13 protein-coding genes are annotated in these 14,685 nt (G+C 63.4%); 8 read left to right on the top strand and 5 right to left on the bottom strand.

Annotated features, from left to right (window positions below):
- Positions 1 to 25: 25 nt before the first annotated feature.
- Positions 26 to 1,171 (bottom strand): FMN-dependent L-lactate dehydrogenase LldD, encoded by a 1,146-nt coding sequence (gene lldD / locus B4M43_RS08020; protein WP_296265873.1) that lies wholly within the window; start codon positions 1,169 to 1,171, stop codon positions 26 to 28.
- 437 nt (positions 1,172 to 1,608) lie between these two features.
- Complete coding sequence (locus B4M43_RS08015; protein ID WP_296265871.1) at positions 1,609 to 3,273, bottom strand: lactate permease LctP family transporter; 1,665 nt, start codon at positions 3,271 to 3,273, stop codon at positions 1,609 to 1,611.
- Between the two features lie 254 nt (positions 3,274 to 3,527).
- Here B4M43_RS08015 and B4M43_RS08010 point away from each other — a divergent pair, with 254 nt between their 5' ends.
- Positions 3,528 to 4,295: an FCD domain-containing protein gene (locus B4M43_RS08010; protein WP_296265869.1), complete on the top strand. Its 768-nt coding sequence runs from the start codon at positions 3,528 to 3,530 to the stop codon at positions 4,293 to 4,295.
- 34 nt (positions 4,296 to 4,329) lie between these two features.
- Here the strand turns inward: B4M43_RS08010 and smpB are convergent, their stop codons facing one another.
- Positions 4,330 to 4,812: an SsrA-binding protein SmpB gene (gene smpB, locus B4M43_RS08005; RefSeq protein ID WP_296265867.1), complete on the bottom strand. Its 483-nt coding sequence runs from the start codon at positions 4,810 to 4,812 to the stop codon at positions 4,330 to 4,332.
- Positions 4,813 to 4,975: 163 nt separating this feature from the next.
- Here smpB and B4M43_RS08000 point away from each other — a divergent pair, with 163 nt between their 5' ends.
- Positions 4,976 to 5,410 (top strand): type II toxin-antitoxin system RatA family toxin, encoded by a 435-nt coding sequence (locus tag B4M43_RS08000; protein WP_296265865.1) that lies wholly within the window; start codon positions 4,976 to 4,978, stop codon positions 5,408 to 5,410.
- Between the two features lie 74 nt (positions 5,411 to 5,484).
- On the opposite strand, the gene B4M43_RS07995 is transcribed toward B4M43_RS08000, so the two are convergent.
- A complete protein-coding gene (locus B4M43_RS07995; protein WP_296265863.1) occupies positions 5,485 to 6,018 on the bottom strand; it encodes an outer membrane protein assembly factor BamE in 534 nt (177 codons plus the stop codon).
- A gap of 97 nt (positions 6,019 to 6,115) precedes the next feature.
- Between B4M43_RS07995 and fur the strand changes: the two genes are divergently transcribed.
- Positions 6,116 to 6,520 carry a ferric iron uptake transcriptional regulator gene (fur, locus tag B4M43_RS07990; protein ID WP_296265860.1) on the top strand — a complete coding sequence of 135 codons (405 nt, stop codon included), beginning with the start codon at positions 6,116 to 6,118 and terminating at the stop codon, positions 6,518 to 6,520.
- Between the two features lie 72 nt (positions 6,521 to 6,592).
- On the opposite strand, the gene recN is transcribed toward fur, so the two are convergent.
- Positions 6,593 to 8,266 carry a DNA repair protein RecN gene (gene recN / locus B4M43_RS07985; protein ID WP_296265858.1) on the bottom strand — a complete coding sequence of 558 codons (1,674 nt, stop codon included), beginning with the start codon at positions 8,264 to 8,266 and terminating at the stop codon, positions 6,593 to 6,595.
- Positions 8,267 to 8,461: 195 nt separating this feature from the next.
- Here recN and grpE point away from each other — a divergent pair, with 195 nt between their 5' ends.
- From grpE to carA, 5 genes are all read left to right on the top strand, one after another.
- On the top strand, positions 8,462 to 9,016 hold the full coding sequence (gene grpE / locus B4M43_RS07980; protein ID WP_296265856.1) for a nucleotide exchange factor GrpE: 555 nt from the start codon (positions 8,462 to 8,464) through the stop codon (positions 9,014 to 9,016).
- Positions 9,017 to 9,116: 100 nt separating this feature from the next.
- Positions 9,117 to 11,039: a molecular chaperone DnaK gene (gene dnaK / locus B4M43_RS07975; RefSeq protein ID WP_296265854.1), complete on the top strand. Its 1,923-nt coding sequence runs from the start codon at positions 9,117 to 9,119 to the stop codon at positions 11,037 to 11,039.
- 212 nt (positions 11,040 to 11,251) lie between these two features.
- Complete coding sequence (gene dnaJ / locus B4M43_RS07970; protein ID WP_296265853.1) at positions 11,252 to 12,373, top strand: molecular chaperone DnaJ; 1,122 nt, start codon at positions 11,252 to 11,254, stop codon at positions 12,371 to 12,373.
- Positions 12,374 to 12,385: 12 nt separating this feature from the next.
- Entirely contained in the window at positions 12,386 to 13,192 is an 807-nt protein-coding gene (gene dapB, locus B4M43_RS07965) for a 4-hydroxy-tetrahydrodipicolinate reductase (RefSeq protein ID WP_296265851.1), read from the top strand.
- Between the two features lie 285 nt (positions 13,193 to 13,477).
- Positions 13,478 to 14,614: a glutamine-hydrolyzing carbamoyl-phosphate synthase small subunit gene (gene carA, locus B4M43_RS07960; RefSeq protein ID WP_296265849.1), complete on the top strand. Its 1,137-nt coding sequence runs from the start codon at positions 13,478 to 13,480 to the stop codon at positions 14,612 to 14,614.
- The last annotated feature ends 71 nt before the right edge of the window (positions 14,615 to 14,685 follow it).

The following is a 14,685-nucleotide window of genomic DNA, read 5'->3' as shown; positions in this document are numbered from 1 at the left end:
GAGTTGATCCCACAGGGGGTAGGCATCAGGTGTAGGTGGTTTGTACGAGGGAGTCGCGGGTGATGTCGGCGATCGACTTGGCGCCGGTCAGTACCATCGCCACGCGCATCTCTTTTTCGAACAGTTCCAGCAGGTTCTTTACGCTGGCTTCACCATGGGTGGCCAGGGCGTAGAGGAAGGCGCGGCCGATCAGCACGCTGTCGGCGCCGAGGGCGATCATGCGCACCACGTCGAGGCCGCTGCGGATGCCGGAGTCGGCGAGGATCTTGATCTGCCCCTTGACCGCGTCGGCGATGGCCGGCAAGGCGCGGGCGGTGGACAGCACGCCGTCGAGCTGGCGGCCGCCGTGGTTGGAGACGACGATGCCGTCGGCGCCGAATTTCACCGCATCGCGGGCGTCGTCGGGGTCGAGGATGCCCTTGATGATCATCGGGCCGTCCCAGAATTCACGGATCCATTCCAGGTCTTTCCACGAGATCGACGGGTCGAAGTTGTTGCCCAGCCAGCCGATGTAGTCGGCCAGGCCCGTGGGGTTGCCGCGGTAGGTGGAGATGTTGCCCAGGTCGTGGGGCTTGCCCATCACGCCGACGTCCCAAGCCCATTGCGGATGGGTCATGGCTTGCAGCATGCGCCGCAGCGGGCCGTTGCGTCCGCTCATGCCGGAGTGGGCGTCGCGGTAGCGGGCACCGGGCACGGGCATGTCGACGGTGAACACCAGGGTGCGCACGCCGGCGGCCTTGGCCCGCTCCAGGGCGTTGCGCATGAAGCCACGGTCCTTGAGTACGTAGAGCTGGAACCACATGGGCCGGTTGATGGCCGGCGCCACTTCTTCGATGGGGCACACCGACACGGTCGACATCGTGAAGGGAATGCCATGGGCGGCGGCGGCGCGCGCGGCCTGGACTTCGCCGCGGCGGGCGTACATGCCGGTGAGGCCGACCGGGGCGAGGGCGACCGGCATGCTCAGCGTTTCGCCGAACAGGTCGGTGGCCAGGCTCAGTTGCGACATGTCGTTGAGCACGCGCTGGCGCAGGGCGATGCTGGCCAGGTCTTCGACGTTGTGGCGCAGGGTGTACTCGGCGTAGGCGCCGCCGTCGGCGTAGTGGAACAGGAAGGGCGGCAGCTTGCGCTGGGCGGCGGCGCGGTAGTCGGTGGACGCGGAAATGATCATGGTGTCTCGCAGCGTGGGTGGAGGCGGTTGCCGGACGCGGGGTGGGCGTGCGGATTTCGCATCGATGCGTGTAGGAACAGCCCCTGGTTCCACGGGGCGATGTGAAACCTGGCTGCTGGATTCTGCGCCCATTGGCAGGTACAGGGGGTACGGTGCCGGGCACTGTATGAAAAGCTTTGGGGGTAGGTCATGCCGCGGCGACACCCGGCGCAATCCCTACGCAGGGCTCGGCGACTGCACCTGTTTTCGCCTTGTCTGGCCGATACTCCAAGACTTTTCATACACATCCAGTGCCCAGCCCGGTGGTGAACCAGCATTGATGGGGCGTGGCGCAGAGATGCTGGGCACAGCCCCTGCACAGGGGTCGGTGAACTGCATCTGTCTTCGTCTTGCCTGACCGGTGTCCCAAGACTTTCCATACAGCCCCAATCCTCAGCCTAGTGGTGAACCAGCATCCCGGTCAGCCAATAGGCCTGGACCAGAGTAATCACGCCAACGATGGTGGCGAAGAACAAGCTGTGTTTCACGGTGAAGCGGAACAGGTCCGACTCCTTGCCGACCAGGCCGGTGGCGGCGCAGGCCACGGCGATGGACTGCGGGGAAATCATCTTGCCGGTTACCCCGCCACTGGTGTTGGCCGCCACCAGCAGGGTGTCGCTGACGCCGATCTGGTGCGCGGTGGTGGCCTGCAACGAGCTGAACAGGGCGTTGGACGAGGTATCGGAGCCGGTCAGGAACACGCCCAGCCAGCCGAGGAACGGCGAGAAGAACGGGAACGCCGCGCCGGTGCCGGCCAGCACCAGGGCCATGGTCGAGGACATGCCGGAGTAATTGGTGACGAAGGCGAAGGCCAGCACCATGCCGATCGACAGGATCGGCCAGCGCAGCTCCCACAGGGTTTCCTTCAAAGTGGTCAGACCAGTTTTGCAACTGACCTTGAGCACCCACATGGAAATCAGCGCCGAGAGGAAGATGGCGGTGCCGGTGGCCGAGATCGGGTCGAACTTGAATACGGCCGGCATGGCCGTGGCAGTGGTGACGATGGGCGCGGTCTTGATGACCAGTTGATCCAGGTGCGGGATGGCGAAGTTGAACACGAAGTTGTACATCGCACCGCCCGGTGCGAAGGCGGCCTTGAAGGGCTTCAGTGTCCAGATAGTCACCAGCACGGTGAGGATCAGGAACGGCGACCAGGCCTTGAAGATTTCCCCGAGACTGTAAGGCGAAGGCTGGCTACCGCCGCCTTGGGCGAGTACGGCGCCGCCTTGGCTCTGGACCATCGAGCGCTTGGGCTGCCAGACCTTGAGGAACAGGGTCAGGGCGATCAGGCTGGCCAGGGCCGAGGTAATGTCGGGCAGCTCCGGGCCGATGAAGTTGGAGGTGAAGTACTGGGTCACGGCGAAGCTCAGGCCGGCCACCAGGGCAGCGGGCCAGGTTTCCTTCACGCCGCGCAGGCCGTCCATCATGAACACCAGCCAGAACGGCACGAACAGCGACAGCAGCGGCAGTTGGCGGCCGGTCATGGCGCCGATGTGGAAGGCGTCGATGCCGGTCACCTGGCCGGCGACGATGATCGGGATGCCCAGCGCGCCGAAGGCCACCGGGGCGGTGTTGGCGATCAGGCACAGGCCGGCGGCGTACAGCGGGTTGAAGCCCAGGCCCACCAGCAGCGCGGCGGTGATCGCCACGGGGGCGCCGAAGCCGGCCGCGCCTTCCAGGAAGGCGCCGAAGCAGAAGCCGATCAGCAGCACCTGCAGGCGCTGGTCGTCGGTGATCGACAGCACCGAGCTGCGGATCACTTCGAACTGGCCGCTCTTGACCGTGAGTTTGTACAGGAACACGGCGGCGACGATGATCCAGGCGATCGGCCACAGGCCGTAGAGGAAGCCATAGCCTGCGGCGGCCAGGGCCATATCGGCCGGCATGTTGAAGGCGAAGATGGCGATCAGGATCGACAGGCCGAGGGTGATGCTGCCGGCCACGTGACCCTTGAGACGAAACACCGCCAGGGCCAGGAAGAAGAACACGATGGGCACGACGGCGGCCAGGGCGGAGAGGCCGAGACTGCCCAGTGGGGCATAGAGTTGTTGCCAAGTTTGCATATGGGGAGACCCCTAATTGTTGTTAGTCAGCGTTGGCACTGGATAATTGGTAATACCAATTTACAATGGCTGATGGCTAGGTTAAAAGCCTTGTCTGGGGTGTGTCAATTTGTCTCGGTGCCAACTTTGGTCGAGGGTCGATGAGCGGTGCTGGGTACGGCGGCGGATTTCGTCGTCTGGGGCGTGTCGCGCTGGCCTGGATCGGCGAGAATAGAGCGCTTCGGGAGTCGCCCGAGGTTCGTGGAGAGCATGTGATGGTTTTTGATCAGGTCCGCCAGCGGCGGCTGTCCGACGGTATCGTCGAGCGCTTGGAGGGGATGATTCTCGAAGGCACCCTGACCTCGGGGCAGCGCTTGCCGGCCGAGCGTGCGCTGGCCGAGCAGTTCGGCGTGTCGCGGCCGTCGCTGCGTGAAGCCATTCAGAAGTTGGTGGCCAAGGGCTTGCTGGTCAGCCGCCAGGGCGGCGGCAACTATGTGGCCGAGGCCTTGGGTTCGACCTTCAGCGATCCGTTGCTGCAACTGCTCGAGCGCAACGGCGATGCCCAGCGCGACCTGCTGGAGTTTCGCCATACCCTGGAGGCCTCATGCGCGTTCTATGCGGCGCAGCGGGCGACCGAGCCGGACCGGGCGCGGCTGACGGCGGCGTTTGAGGCGTTGCAGGACTGCTACAGCCGGGCGGGCGACGTGAGCCGGGCCGAAGAAGGGGTGGCGGATGCGAGTTTCCACTTGGCGATTGCCGAAGCGAGCCACAACGCGGTGTTATTGCACACCATCCGCGGGCTGTTCGATCTGCTCAAGCGCAACGTGGTGACCAACATCGGCGGCATGTACCAGCAGCGTTCGGAAACGCGCGACATGCTCATCGGTCAGCACCGCGAGCTGTACAAGGCGATCATGGAAGGGCGTGCCGAGGATGCGCGGGAAGTGTCGAGCCGACACATTCTCTATGTGCAGGAAGTGTTGGCCGAAGCCCAGCAGGAGGCGCAGCGGGTGGCGCGGGCCGAGCGGCGCAGCGGGCATTGAGCGACCGCCCACCCTGGGGTGGGCGGGGGCAGGGTCAGAGGTCCTTGCCTTTGCTGCGCACGGCGCGCTGGATCTCGCGGTTGGAGTCGCGCTCGCGCAGGGTGTCGCGCTTGTCGAACTCCTTCTTGCCCTTGCCCAGGGCAATTTCGCACTTGATCAGGTGCTTGCTCCAGAACAGCGCCAGGGCCACGCAGGTGTAACCCTTCTGCGCCACGGCCGATTCCAGGCGTTCCAGCTCGCGCTTGTTCAGCAGCAGTTTGCGCGTGCGCATCGGGTCGGCGATGACGTGGGTGCTGGCGGTGGTCAGCGGCGTGATGTGGCTGCCGAACAACCAGGCTTCGCCATCCTTGAGCAGCACGTAGCTGTCTACCAGGTGCGCCTTGCCGGCGCGCAGACTTTTCACTTCCCAACCGGACAGGACCAATCCGGCCTCGAACTTGTGTTCGATGAAGTAATCGTGGCGCGCTTTCTTGTTCTGCGCGATGGTCCCTGTCGGATGTTTCTTTTGTTTAGCCATAGGGGCGGCATTATAGGGATTCGTTACGCTGGCGGCTACGGGATTTGGGTGTGCTTGAGCCTGTGGATTGAATGCCGGACAATGGGCCATCCTCGTCCTTGAACAGGACCAGTTTCCGATGCGCCACGAGGCGCTACCGCCCCGCTCTGGAAGTGATGCCTGGATGACTACCCATATTCAACGCTCCGCCCTGCTGCCGTACCCCGCGCAGATGCTGTACGACCTGGTCAACGATGTCGCCAGTTACCCGGAGTTTTTGCCGTGGTGCTCATCCACCACCGTGCTCGAAGCCAGCGAAACCCAGATGCGCGCCAAGCTCGAAGTGGCCAAGGGTGGCATCAGCCAGCACCTGGTCACACGCAATACGCTGGTGCCGGGCCAGTCGATCGAGATGAACCTCGAAGAAGGGCCGTTCAGCCAGTTGCACGGCGTCTGGACCTTCAAGCCCCTGGGCGAGAAGGCCTGCAAGATCAGCCTGGACCTGTCGTTCGACTACGCCGGTTCCCTGGTGCGCGCGACCTTGGGGCCGCTGTTCAACCAGGCCGCCAATACCCTGGTCGATGCGTTCTGCGAAAGGGCCAAACAGCTTGCGGGCTGATCAGGGCGCGCACTTGTCGAGCAGGCACAAAAAAGCCCGGGGTTGAATGCCCGGGCTTTTTTATTGCACACCTGTTATGGCGAAGTTTCCAGCGGGGCTGGAACGGGCACTGGCGTGGTTTCGATGCTGTCGATCTCGCGCTGGATGGACTCTTCGGTGGAACCTGGCGCTGCAGGTTTTTCAACCGGCTGCTGCACGGGCGCTTCGCCCGAACCTTCCTGCGGCACGACATTGGTGTCGCTGCCACCGCCGAGGATTTCCTGGTCGCGGCTGACGCCTGGCATGAAGTCGCCGGCGAGGTTGACCAACTGGTCGTTTTCGTTGAAGAAGATGCTCATGCGTTCTTGCTGGCGTTTACCGCCGCCAGGCTGAAGGCTATAGAGGTAATCCCAGCGATTGGTATTGAACGTGTCCTGCAGCAGGGGATTGCCCATGATAAACCGCACTTGCCGTCGGGTCATTCCCGGACGCAATTGGTCTATCATGTCCTGCGTGACGACATTGCCCTGCTGGATGTCGATTTTGTAAACCCCGGGAAACGAGCAACCGGCGAGTGCGAGCAGTCCCACAAGGGTGAGGCTGTTTAGCAAGAGCTTGGTGTTTTGCATCGGTGGGCGACTTCCACTATCTTGGCTGGACAACGTAAACCCCGATCATACCCGTATTAAGAGAAGCTGCGAAGCAGCATCGGCGAGAAAGCTGACCATGGTTGAAAATAGCGAACTACGCAAAGCCGGGCTCAAGGTGACCCTACCTCGAGTGAAGATTCTTCAGATGCTCGATTCTACCGAGCAACGTCACATGAGTGCCGAGGACGTCTACAAGGCGCTGATGGAGGCTGGCGAGGATGTCGGTCTGGCCACCGTGTATCGCGTTCTGACCCAGTTCGAAGCAGCAGGTCTGGTGGTTCGCCACAACTTCGACGGCGGCCATGCGGTATTCGAGCTGTCCGATGGTGGCCACCACGACCATATGGTCAACGTGGAAACCAGCGAAGTGATCGAGTTCATGGATGCCGAGATCGAACGCCGTCAGAAAGAGATCGTGGCCGAACATGGCTTCGAGCTGGTGGACCATAATTTGGTCCTGTATGTGCGCAAGAAGAAGTAACGGATTGCGGCACTGACGAAACAAGGCGACCCTCGGGTCGCCTTGTTCGTTTAGGGCTACTGAAAAGTAGTTTCAGCTTTTGCTGGTCACGACCATCTTGCGCGCATGGGCCAGGGATTCCTTGGTCAGGTCGATGCCGCCCAGCATCCGCGCCACTTCCTCGACCCGCTCGCGTTTGCCCAGGTGGGACACGGCGGTGTGGGTGGTATCGCTATTGCGCACCTTGTGCACGAACAGATGGTGGTGGCCTTGCGCGGCGACCTGCGGCAAGTGGGTTACGGTCAGCACCTGGCCGCGATCGCCCAGGCGGCGCAGCAACTGGCCGACGATTTCCGCGGTGGGGCCGCCGATGCCGACGTCGACTTCGTCGAACACCAGGGTCGGGATGCGCGAGGTTTGCGCCGTGATCACCTGGATCGCCAGGCTGATACGCGACAGCTCGCCACCCGAGGCGACCTTGGCCAGGGCCTTGAGCGGCTGGCCGGGGTTGGCGCTGACCAGCAGTTCGATCTGCTCCAGGCCGTAGGGCGACAGCTCCTGGCCGTCGAGCGGTTGCAACACGATCTGGAAGCGCCCGCCGGGCATGCCCAGGCGCTGGATTTCCTGCTCGACCGCCTGGGCGAGTTCCACTGCGGCCTTATTGCGCAGGGCGCTGAGGGCGCCGGCCTTCTCTTTATAGTGCTTGGCGTAGGCCGCCAGCTCGTCGGCCAACTGCTCCAGGGATTCGTCGCTGGCATTGAGGCCTTCGAGTTCCTCCAGCAGGCGCTGTTGCAACTGCGGCAGCTCGGTGGGATGCACGCGGTGTTTACGGGCGAGGGTATAGATGGTGTCGAGGCGTTCTTCGAGCGCTTGCAGGCGGGCAGGGTCGGCATCGAAGTTGTCGAGGAAACGGTTGAGTTCGCCGACCGCCTCTTCGATCTGGATCTGTGCGCTGGCCAGCAGGTTGACGGACTCGTTCAGTGCTTTGGGCGCATCGGCCACCGCACCGAGGCGGTTGAGGCTGCCGGTCAGGGCGCTGAGCACGTTGCCCGAGTCGTTCTCGCTGCACTGGTCGATGACCTGCCGGCAGATGCCGAACAACGCCTCGGCGTTGGTCAGGTTCTTGTGTTCCTGCTCGATGTGTTCGAGTTCGTTCTCGCCCAGGCCCAGGTTGTCGAGCTCTTCGAGTTGATAGCTGAGCAGTTGCTGGCGGGCGCGTTGCTCGTCGCCGGAATTGGACAGGCGTTCGAGCTCCAGGCGCGTCTGCTTCCAGCGCTGCGAGGCCAGTTGTACCTGACGCGCCAGGTCGACGGCGCCGGCGTACTCGTCCACCAGGCGGCGGTGGGTGTCGGCCTTGAGCAGGGACTGGTGCTCGTGCTGGCTGTGGATGTCGATCAGCAGCTCGCCCAGCGCTTTCAGGTCGCCCAGCGTGCAGGGCGTACCGTTGATGTAGCCACGGCTGCGGCCTTCGGCGGTGATGACCCGGCGCATGATGCACGGACCGTCGTTGTTCAGGTCGCGCTCGGCCAGCCAGGCGGCGGCTTCGGGGATGTCGACCAGGTCGAAGGTGGCGAGGATGTCCGCCTTGTCGGCGCCGGGGCGCACCACCCCGTTGTCGGTGCGGTCGCCCAGGGCGAGGCCGAGGGCGTCGAGCATGATGGATTTGCCGGCACCGGTCTCGCCAGTGATCACGGACATGCCGCGGGCAAGCTCGAGGTCGAGGTGTTCGACAATGGCGTAGTTGTGGATCGACAGGTGCACCAGCATGGGGGCCGCTCCCAAAGGTTCAGGTCTGGTTATTTATACAGTGTTCCTCCGTAGGCTGACAATGCCCCTGCGACGTAGGGCGATTTGCGGCTTGTCGAACACGGCGCCCCTTGAAGCTGGTTTTTCCAGCCCCATATAGCTTGTCAGACCCCGCGAGCCTGGCTCGCCGACCCTTTATCGCTCAGGAGAGATTCCATGGCTGACGAACAGTTGGATGAAAAAGACCTCAATACCGAAGACACCGGCGCCACCGACCTGGCTGCCCGTGTACAGACGCTCGAGGAGCAACTGGCCGCCGCTCAGGATCAATCGCTGCGCGCCAATGCCGACCTGCAGAACGTGCGCCGCCGCGCCGATCAGGATGTCGAGAAAGCACACAAATTCGCCGTGGAAAAATTCGCGGGCGACCTGCTGCCGGTGATCGACAGCCTGGAGCTGGCCCTGGCCCACTCCAACGCCGACGACGAGCACGTCAAGCAGATCCGCGAAGGCGTCGAGCTGACCCTGAAGATGTTCCAGGACACCCTCAAGCGCCACCACCTCGAAGCCGTCGATCCGCACGGCCAGCCGTTCAACGCCGAGCATCACCAGGCCATGGCCATGCAGGAAAGCGCCGACGTCGAGCCCAACAGCGTGGTCAACGTGTTCCAGAAGGGCTACCTGCTCAACGGCCGTCTGCTGCGCCCCGCGATGGTGGTGGTCAGCAAGGCGCCGAGCGCGCCGCAACCTTCTATCGATGAAAAGGCTTGAAATCCTTCCGGGCGTCCCCATCTAGGTGTCAAGCACTCAAGTATTTCCGCAGTTGGCCTAAGCCGCCGCTGTAACCTCATTCAAGTTTCGGGAGAATCACATGGGCAAGATCATCGGTATCGACCTGGGGACCACCAACTCGTGCGTCTCCATCCTCGAAAACGGTAACGTCAAGGTCATCGAAAACGTCGAAGGCGCGCGTACCACGCCGTCCATCGTCGCTTACGCCAACGACGGCGAAATCCTGGTCGGCCAGTCCGCCAAGCGTCAGGCCGTGACCAACCCGCACAACACCCTGTTCGCCGTCAAGCGTCTGATCGGCCGTCGCTTCGAAGAAGACGTCGTGCAGAAAGACATCAAGCTGGTCCCGTACAAGATCGTCAAGGCGAACAATGGTGACGCCTGGGTCGAAGCCGCTGGCAAGGAAATGGCTCCGCCGCAGATCAGCGCCGAAGTCCTGAAGAAGATGAAGAAAACCGCCGAAGACTACCTCGGCGAAGCGGTGACCGAAGCGGTCATCACCGTACCTGCGTACTTCAACGACAGCCAGCGTCAGGCCACCAAGGACGCCGGCCGCATCGCCGGTCTGGACGTCAAGCGCATCATCAACGAACCGACCGCTGCGGCCCTGGCCTACGGCATGGACAAGGCCAAGGGCGACCACACCGTGATCGTCTATGACCTGGGTGGCGGTACCTTCGACGTGTCGGTGATCGAGATCGCCGAAGTCGACGGCGAGCACCAGTTCGAAGTGTTGGCCACCAACGGCGACACCTTCCTGGGTGGCGAAGACTTCGACATGCGCCTGATCGACTACCTCGTCGACGAGTTCAAGAAAGAGTCCGGCATGGACCTGAAGAACGACCCTCTGGCCCTGCAGCGTCTGAAAGAAGCGGCAGAGAAAGCCAAGATCGAGCTGTCTTCGGCCCAGTCGACCGACGTCAACCTGCCGTACATCACCGCCGACGCTACCGGTCCGAAGCACCTGAACGTGAAGATCTCGCGTGCCAAGCTCGAATCGCTGGTCGAAGACCTGGTCAAGCGCACCATCGAGCCTTGCCGCATCGCGCTGAAAGATGCTGGCATCGACGCCAGCAAGATCGACGACGTGATCCTGGTCGGTGGCCAGACCCGTATGCCGATGGTGCAGAAGGCCGTAGCCGATTTCTTCGGCAAAGAAGCCCGTAAGGACGTCAACCCCGACGAAGCCGTCGCCATGGGTGCTGCCATCCAGGGCGCCGTACTGGCCGGTGACGTGAAGGACGTTCTGCTGCTCGACGTCAGCCCGCTGACCCTGGGTATCGAAACCATGGGCGGCGTGATGACCGCGCTGATCGAGAAGAACACCACCATCCCGACCAAGAAGTCGCAGGTGTTCTCGACTGCCGACGACAACCAGGGCGCCGTGACCATCCACGTCCTGCAAGGCGAGCGTAAGCAAGCGGCGCAGAACAAGTCGCTGGGCAAGTTCGACCTGGCCGACATTCCGCCAGCACCACGCGGTGTGCCGCAGATCGAAGTAACCTTCGACATCGACGCCAACGGCATCCTGCACGTCGGCGCGAAAGACAAGGCTACCGGCAAGGCACAGTCGATCGTGATCAAGGCCAACTCCGGTCTGTCGGACGAAGAAGTCGAGCGCATGGTGCGTGACGCCGAGGCCAATGCCGAGGAAGACCGCAAGTTCGAAGAGCTGGCCGCTGCCCGTAACCAGGGTGACGCGCTGGTCCACTCGACCCGCAAGATGGTCGCCGACGCGGGTGACAAAGTCACCGCCGACGAGAAAACCGCCATCGAAGCGGCCGTGGTCGCGCTGGAAGCTGCCGTGAAGGGTGACGACAAGGCTGCCATCGACGCCAAGGTCGAAGAGCTGTCCAAGGTATCCGCACCTGTCGCGCAGAAGATGTACGCCGAGCAGGCCGAACAGCCTCAAGGCGGCGCCCAGCAGGCCGAGCCCGAAGCCATGCACGACGACGTGGTCGACGCCGAGTTCGAAGAAGTCAAAGACAACAACAAGCAGTAAGTTCTGCGAGTTGTCGGCCAGCGACCCGCCTGTGGCGGTGAGCTGGTAGGATGTCGCCGCGCGGGGGCTTGCTCCCGCGTTGGCGTGTCTGGAATACGAGAATTTTTTACAGCATCCGTCGGCACTTCAGTGCGTGCGACGGGTGCCTGCTTGTGGCCTGGCGCGGTTCTGCGCGGCAATGTGCCAAACGCCCCCAAGAGTGCAAATGACTTATGGCAAAGCGTGATTATTACGAGGTCCTGGGTGTCGAGCGCGGCGCCAGTGAAGCGGACCTGAAAAAGTCCTACCGCCGTCTGGCGATGAAATTCCACCCCGACCGCAACCCGGGTGACAAAGACGCCGAGGACTCTTTCAAAGAGGCCAATGAGGCGTACGAAGTGCTGTCCGATGCCAGCAAGCGTGCCGCCTACGACCAGTACGGCCATGCCGGTGTCGAACAGGGTGCCGGTGGCGCGGGCTTCGGCGGTGCCAACTTCTCCGACATCTTCGGTGACGTGTTCAGCGATTTCTTCGGTGGCGGCGGCGGCCGTGGCGGGCGCGGTGGCGCGCAGCGCGGCAGCGACCTGCGCTATACCCTCGAATTGAACCTGGAAGAAGCCGTGCGCGGCACATCGGTCAACATCCGTGTGCCGACGCTGGTCAACTGCGCGCCGTGCGACGGCTCCGGTGCCAAGAAAGGCTCCACGCCGGCCACCTGCCCGACCTGTGGCGGTATCGGCCAGGTGCGCATGCAGCAAGGTTTCTTCTCGGTGCAGCAGACCTGCCCGCGCTGCCATGGCCAGGGCAAGATCATCACCGACCCGTGCGGCGCCTGCCAGGGCGAAGGCCGCGTCGAAGAGTACAAGACCCTCTCGGTCAAGGTGCCGCCAGGGGTCGATACCGGTGACCGCATCCGTTTGTCCGGCGAAGGCGAAGCCGGCGCCCAAGGCGGCCCGACTGGCGATCTGTACGTGGTCATCAGCGTACGCGAGCACGCCATCTTCCAGCGCGACGGCAAGCACCTGTACTGCGAAGTCCCGATCAGCTACACCGACGCGGCCCTGGGCGGCGAGCTGGAAGTGCCGACCCTCGACGGTCGAGTCAAGCTGCGTATCCCCGAAGGCACCCAGACCGGCAAGCAGTTCCGTCTGCGTGGCAAGGGCGTGGCGCCGGTACGTGGCGGCGGGGCGGGCGACTTGCTGTGCCGCGTCGCGGTGGAAACGCCGGTCAACCTGAGCCGTCGCCAGCGCGAGCTGCTCGAAGAGCTGCGCGATTCGCTCGAAGGCGACAGTTCCCATTCGCCCAAGGCCAGCGGTTGGTTCGAGGGTGTGAAGCGCTTCTTCGGCGACCTCTGACAAGGAGTGGGTATGCGACGTATTGCAGTGATGGGCGCCGCCGGGCGCATGGGCAAGGTGCTGGTCGAGGCCGTGCAGCAGCAGGCGCCGAAGGCTGGCCTGACGGCGGCGATCGATCGTCCCGACAGTACGCTGGTCAACGCCGATGCTGGTGAGCTGGCGGGGCTGGGGCGCATCGGCGTGACGATCTCCGACGACCTGGTCAAGGTCAGCGAAGAGTTCGACGTGCTGATCGACTTCACCCACCCCTCGGTGACCCTGAAGAACCTGGCCTTCTGCCGCAAGGCGGGCAAGGCCATGGTCATCGGCACCACCGGCTTCAGCGAGCAGGAAAAGCAACTGCTGGCCGAGGCGGGCAAGGACATTCCGATCGTCTTTGCGGCCAACTTCAGCGTGGGTGTGAACCTGTGCCTGAAGCTGCTCGACACCGCGGCCCGCGTGCTGGGCGACGATGTCGACATCGAGATTCTCGAGGCCCATCACCGGCACAAGGTCGATGCGCCGTCGGGCACTGCGCTGCGCATGGGCGAGGTGGTGGCCAAGGCTTTGGACCGCGACCTGCGCGAAGTGGCCGTCTATGGCCGCGAAGGGCAGACCGGCGCGCGTGATCCCAAGACCATCGGTTTCGCCACCGTGCGGGCGGGCGACGTGGTCGGCGACCACACCGTGCTGTTCGCCGCCGAAGGCGAACGCGTGGAGATCACCCACAAGGCCTCGAGCCGCATGACCTTCGCCAAGGGCGCGGTGCGTGCCGCGTTGTGGCTGGATGGCCGTGAAGCCGGTCTGTACGACATGCAGGACGTGCTCGACCTGCATTGAGTGGGCCTCGCGCCCGATCGGCACGCCCTGACGACTTTCGTGTGGGGCGTGTCGCTCACTTCACCGCAAGCCTAGGGCGTTAACCCACTAACGCATTTAAATGGCGCATCTGCGGTAGACCTAAAACCACTTTTTCTGTAAGCTACAGCTTTAGTGTGTCCACTAAAAGCGCGCAGGCAGAATGAACCAGTATCAGCATAGAAAGCGGGGTGACGTGTCCATACGTCATTCCGCTTTTTTGCAACCTGCGATCGCCCTTTCAGGTTTTATTTACGGGAGGTCTTCTTGACTAAGCCAGCCATACTCGCCCTTGCCGATGGCAGCATTTTTCGCGGTGAAGCCATTGGGGCCGACGGCCAGACCGTTGGTGAGGTGGTGTTCAACACCGCTATGACCGGCTACCAGGAAATTCTTACAGACCCGTCGTATGCCCAGCAGATCGTCACCCTGACCTACCCGCACATCGGCAACACCGGCACCACGCCGGAAGACGCCGAGTCGAACCGCGTGTGGTCGGCCGGCCTGGTCATCCGTGACCTGCCGCTGCTGGCCAGCAACTGGCGCAACAAGCAGTCGCTGCCGGACTACCTCAAGGCCAATGGCGTGGTCGCCATCGCCGGCATCGACACCCGTCGCCTGACGCGCCTGCTGCGTGAGAAGGGCGCCCAGAACGGCTGCATCCTGGCCGGCGACGACATCACCGAAGAAGCCGCCATCGCCGCCGCCCGCGCGTTTCCGGGCCTCAAGGGCATGGACCTGGCCAAGGTCGTGTCCACCACCGAGCGCTACGAGTGGCGCTCCAGTGTCTGGGAACTGAAAACCGACAGCCATGCCACGATCGAAGCCGACCAGCTGCCCTACCATGTGGTGGCCTTCGACTACGGCGTGAAGGTCAACATTCTGCGCATGCTGGTCGCACGCGGTTGCCGCGTCACCGTGGTGCCGGCACAAACCCCGGCCAGCGACGTGCTGGCCCTGAGCCCGGACGGCGTGTTCCTGTCCAACGGCCCGGGCGATCCGGAGCCTTGCGACTACGCGATCAAGGCGATCCAGGACGTGCTGGAAACCGACGTGCCGGTGTTCGGTATCTGCCTGGGCCACCAGCTGCTGGCCCTGGCCTCCGGCGCCAAGACCGTGAAGATGGACTTGGGCCACCACGGCGCCAACCACCCGGTCCAGGACCTGGACACCGGTGTGGTCATGATCACCAGCCAGAACCACGGTTTCGCCGTCGACGAAGCCACCTTGCCGAGCAATCTGCGCGCCATCCACAAGTCGCTGTTCGACGGTACCCTGCAGGGCATCGAGCGCACCGACAAGAGCGCGTTCAGCTTCCAGGGTCACCCTGAAGCGAGCCCAGGCCCGACCGACGTCGCGCCGCTGTTCGATCGTTTCATCGATGCCATGGCCAAGCGCCGCTGAGCCACCTGCTTGCAGGCCCCGGACCGGCCCACGCCGCGTCCGGACGCGCCTGACCAGAGTGTTGAAGACGG

The sequence above is a fragment of the Pseudomonas sp. UBA6562 genome (assembly GCF_002434265.1).
GTDB lineage: Bacteria > Pseudomonadota > Gammaproteobacteria > Pseudomonadales > Pseudomonadaceae > Aquipseudomonas.
The sequence above is the reverse complement of the archived record's forward strand: the minus strand, read 5'-3'. Positions and strand labels throughout refer to the sequence as shown.

Coding starts and splice junctions, on each gene's coding strand:
- lldD (WP_296265873.1), bottom strand. CDS start 1,171: ATGATCATTTCCGCGTCCACCGACTACCGCGCCGCCGCCCAGCGCAAG.
- B4M43_RS08015 (WP_296265871.1), bottom strand. CDS start 3,273: ATGCAAACTTGGCAACAACTCTATGCCCCACTGGGCAGTCTCGGCCTC.
- B4M43_RS08010 (WP_296265869.1), top strand. CDS start 3,528: ATGGTTTTTGATCAGGTCCGCCAGCGGCGGCTGTCCGACGGTATCGTC.
- smpB (WP_296265867.1), bottom strand. CDS start 4,812: ATGGCTAAACAAAAGAAACATCCGACAGGGACCATCGCGCAGAACAAG.
- B4M43_RS08000 (WP_296265865.1), top strand. CDS start 4,976: ATGACTACCCATATTCAACGCTCCGCCCTGCTGCCGTACCCCGCGCAG.
- B4M43_RS07995 (WP_296265863.1), bottom strand. CDS start 6,018: ATGCAAAACACCAAGCTCTTGCTAAACAGCCTCACCCTTGTGGGACTG.
- fur (WP_296265860.1), top strand. CDS start 6,116: ATGGTTGAAAATAGCGAACTACGCAAAGCCGGGCTCAAGGTGACCCTA.
- recN (WP_296265858.1), bottom strand. CDS start 8,266: ATGCTGGTGCACCTGTCGATCCACAACTACGCCATTGTCGAACACCTC.
- grpE (WP_296265856.1), top strand. CDS start 8,462: ATGGCTGACGAACAGTTGGATGAAAAAGACCTCAATACCGAAGACACC.
- dnaK (WP_296265854.1), top strand. CDS start 9,117: ATGGGCAAGATCATCGGTATCGACCTGGGGACCACCAACTCGTGCGTC.
- dnaJ (WP_296265853.1), top strand. CDS start 11,252: ATGGCAAAGCGTGATTATTACGAGGTCCTGGGTGTCGAGCGCGGCGCC.
- dapB (WP_296265851.1), top strand. CDS start 12,386: ATGCGACGTATTGCAGTGATGGGCGCCGCCGGGCGCATGGGCAAGGTG.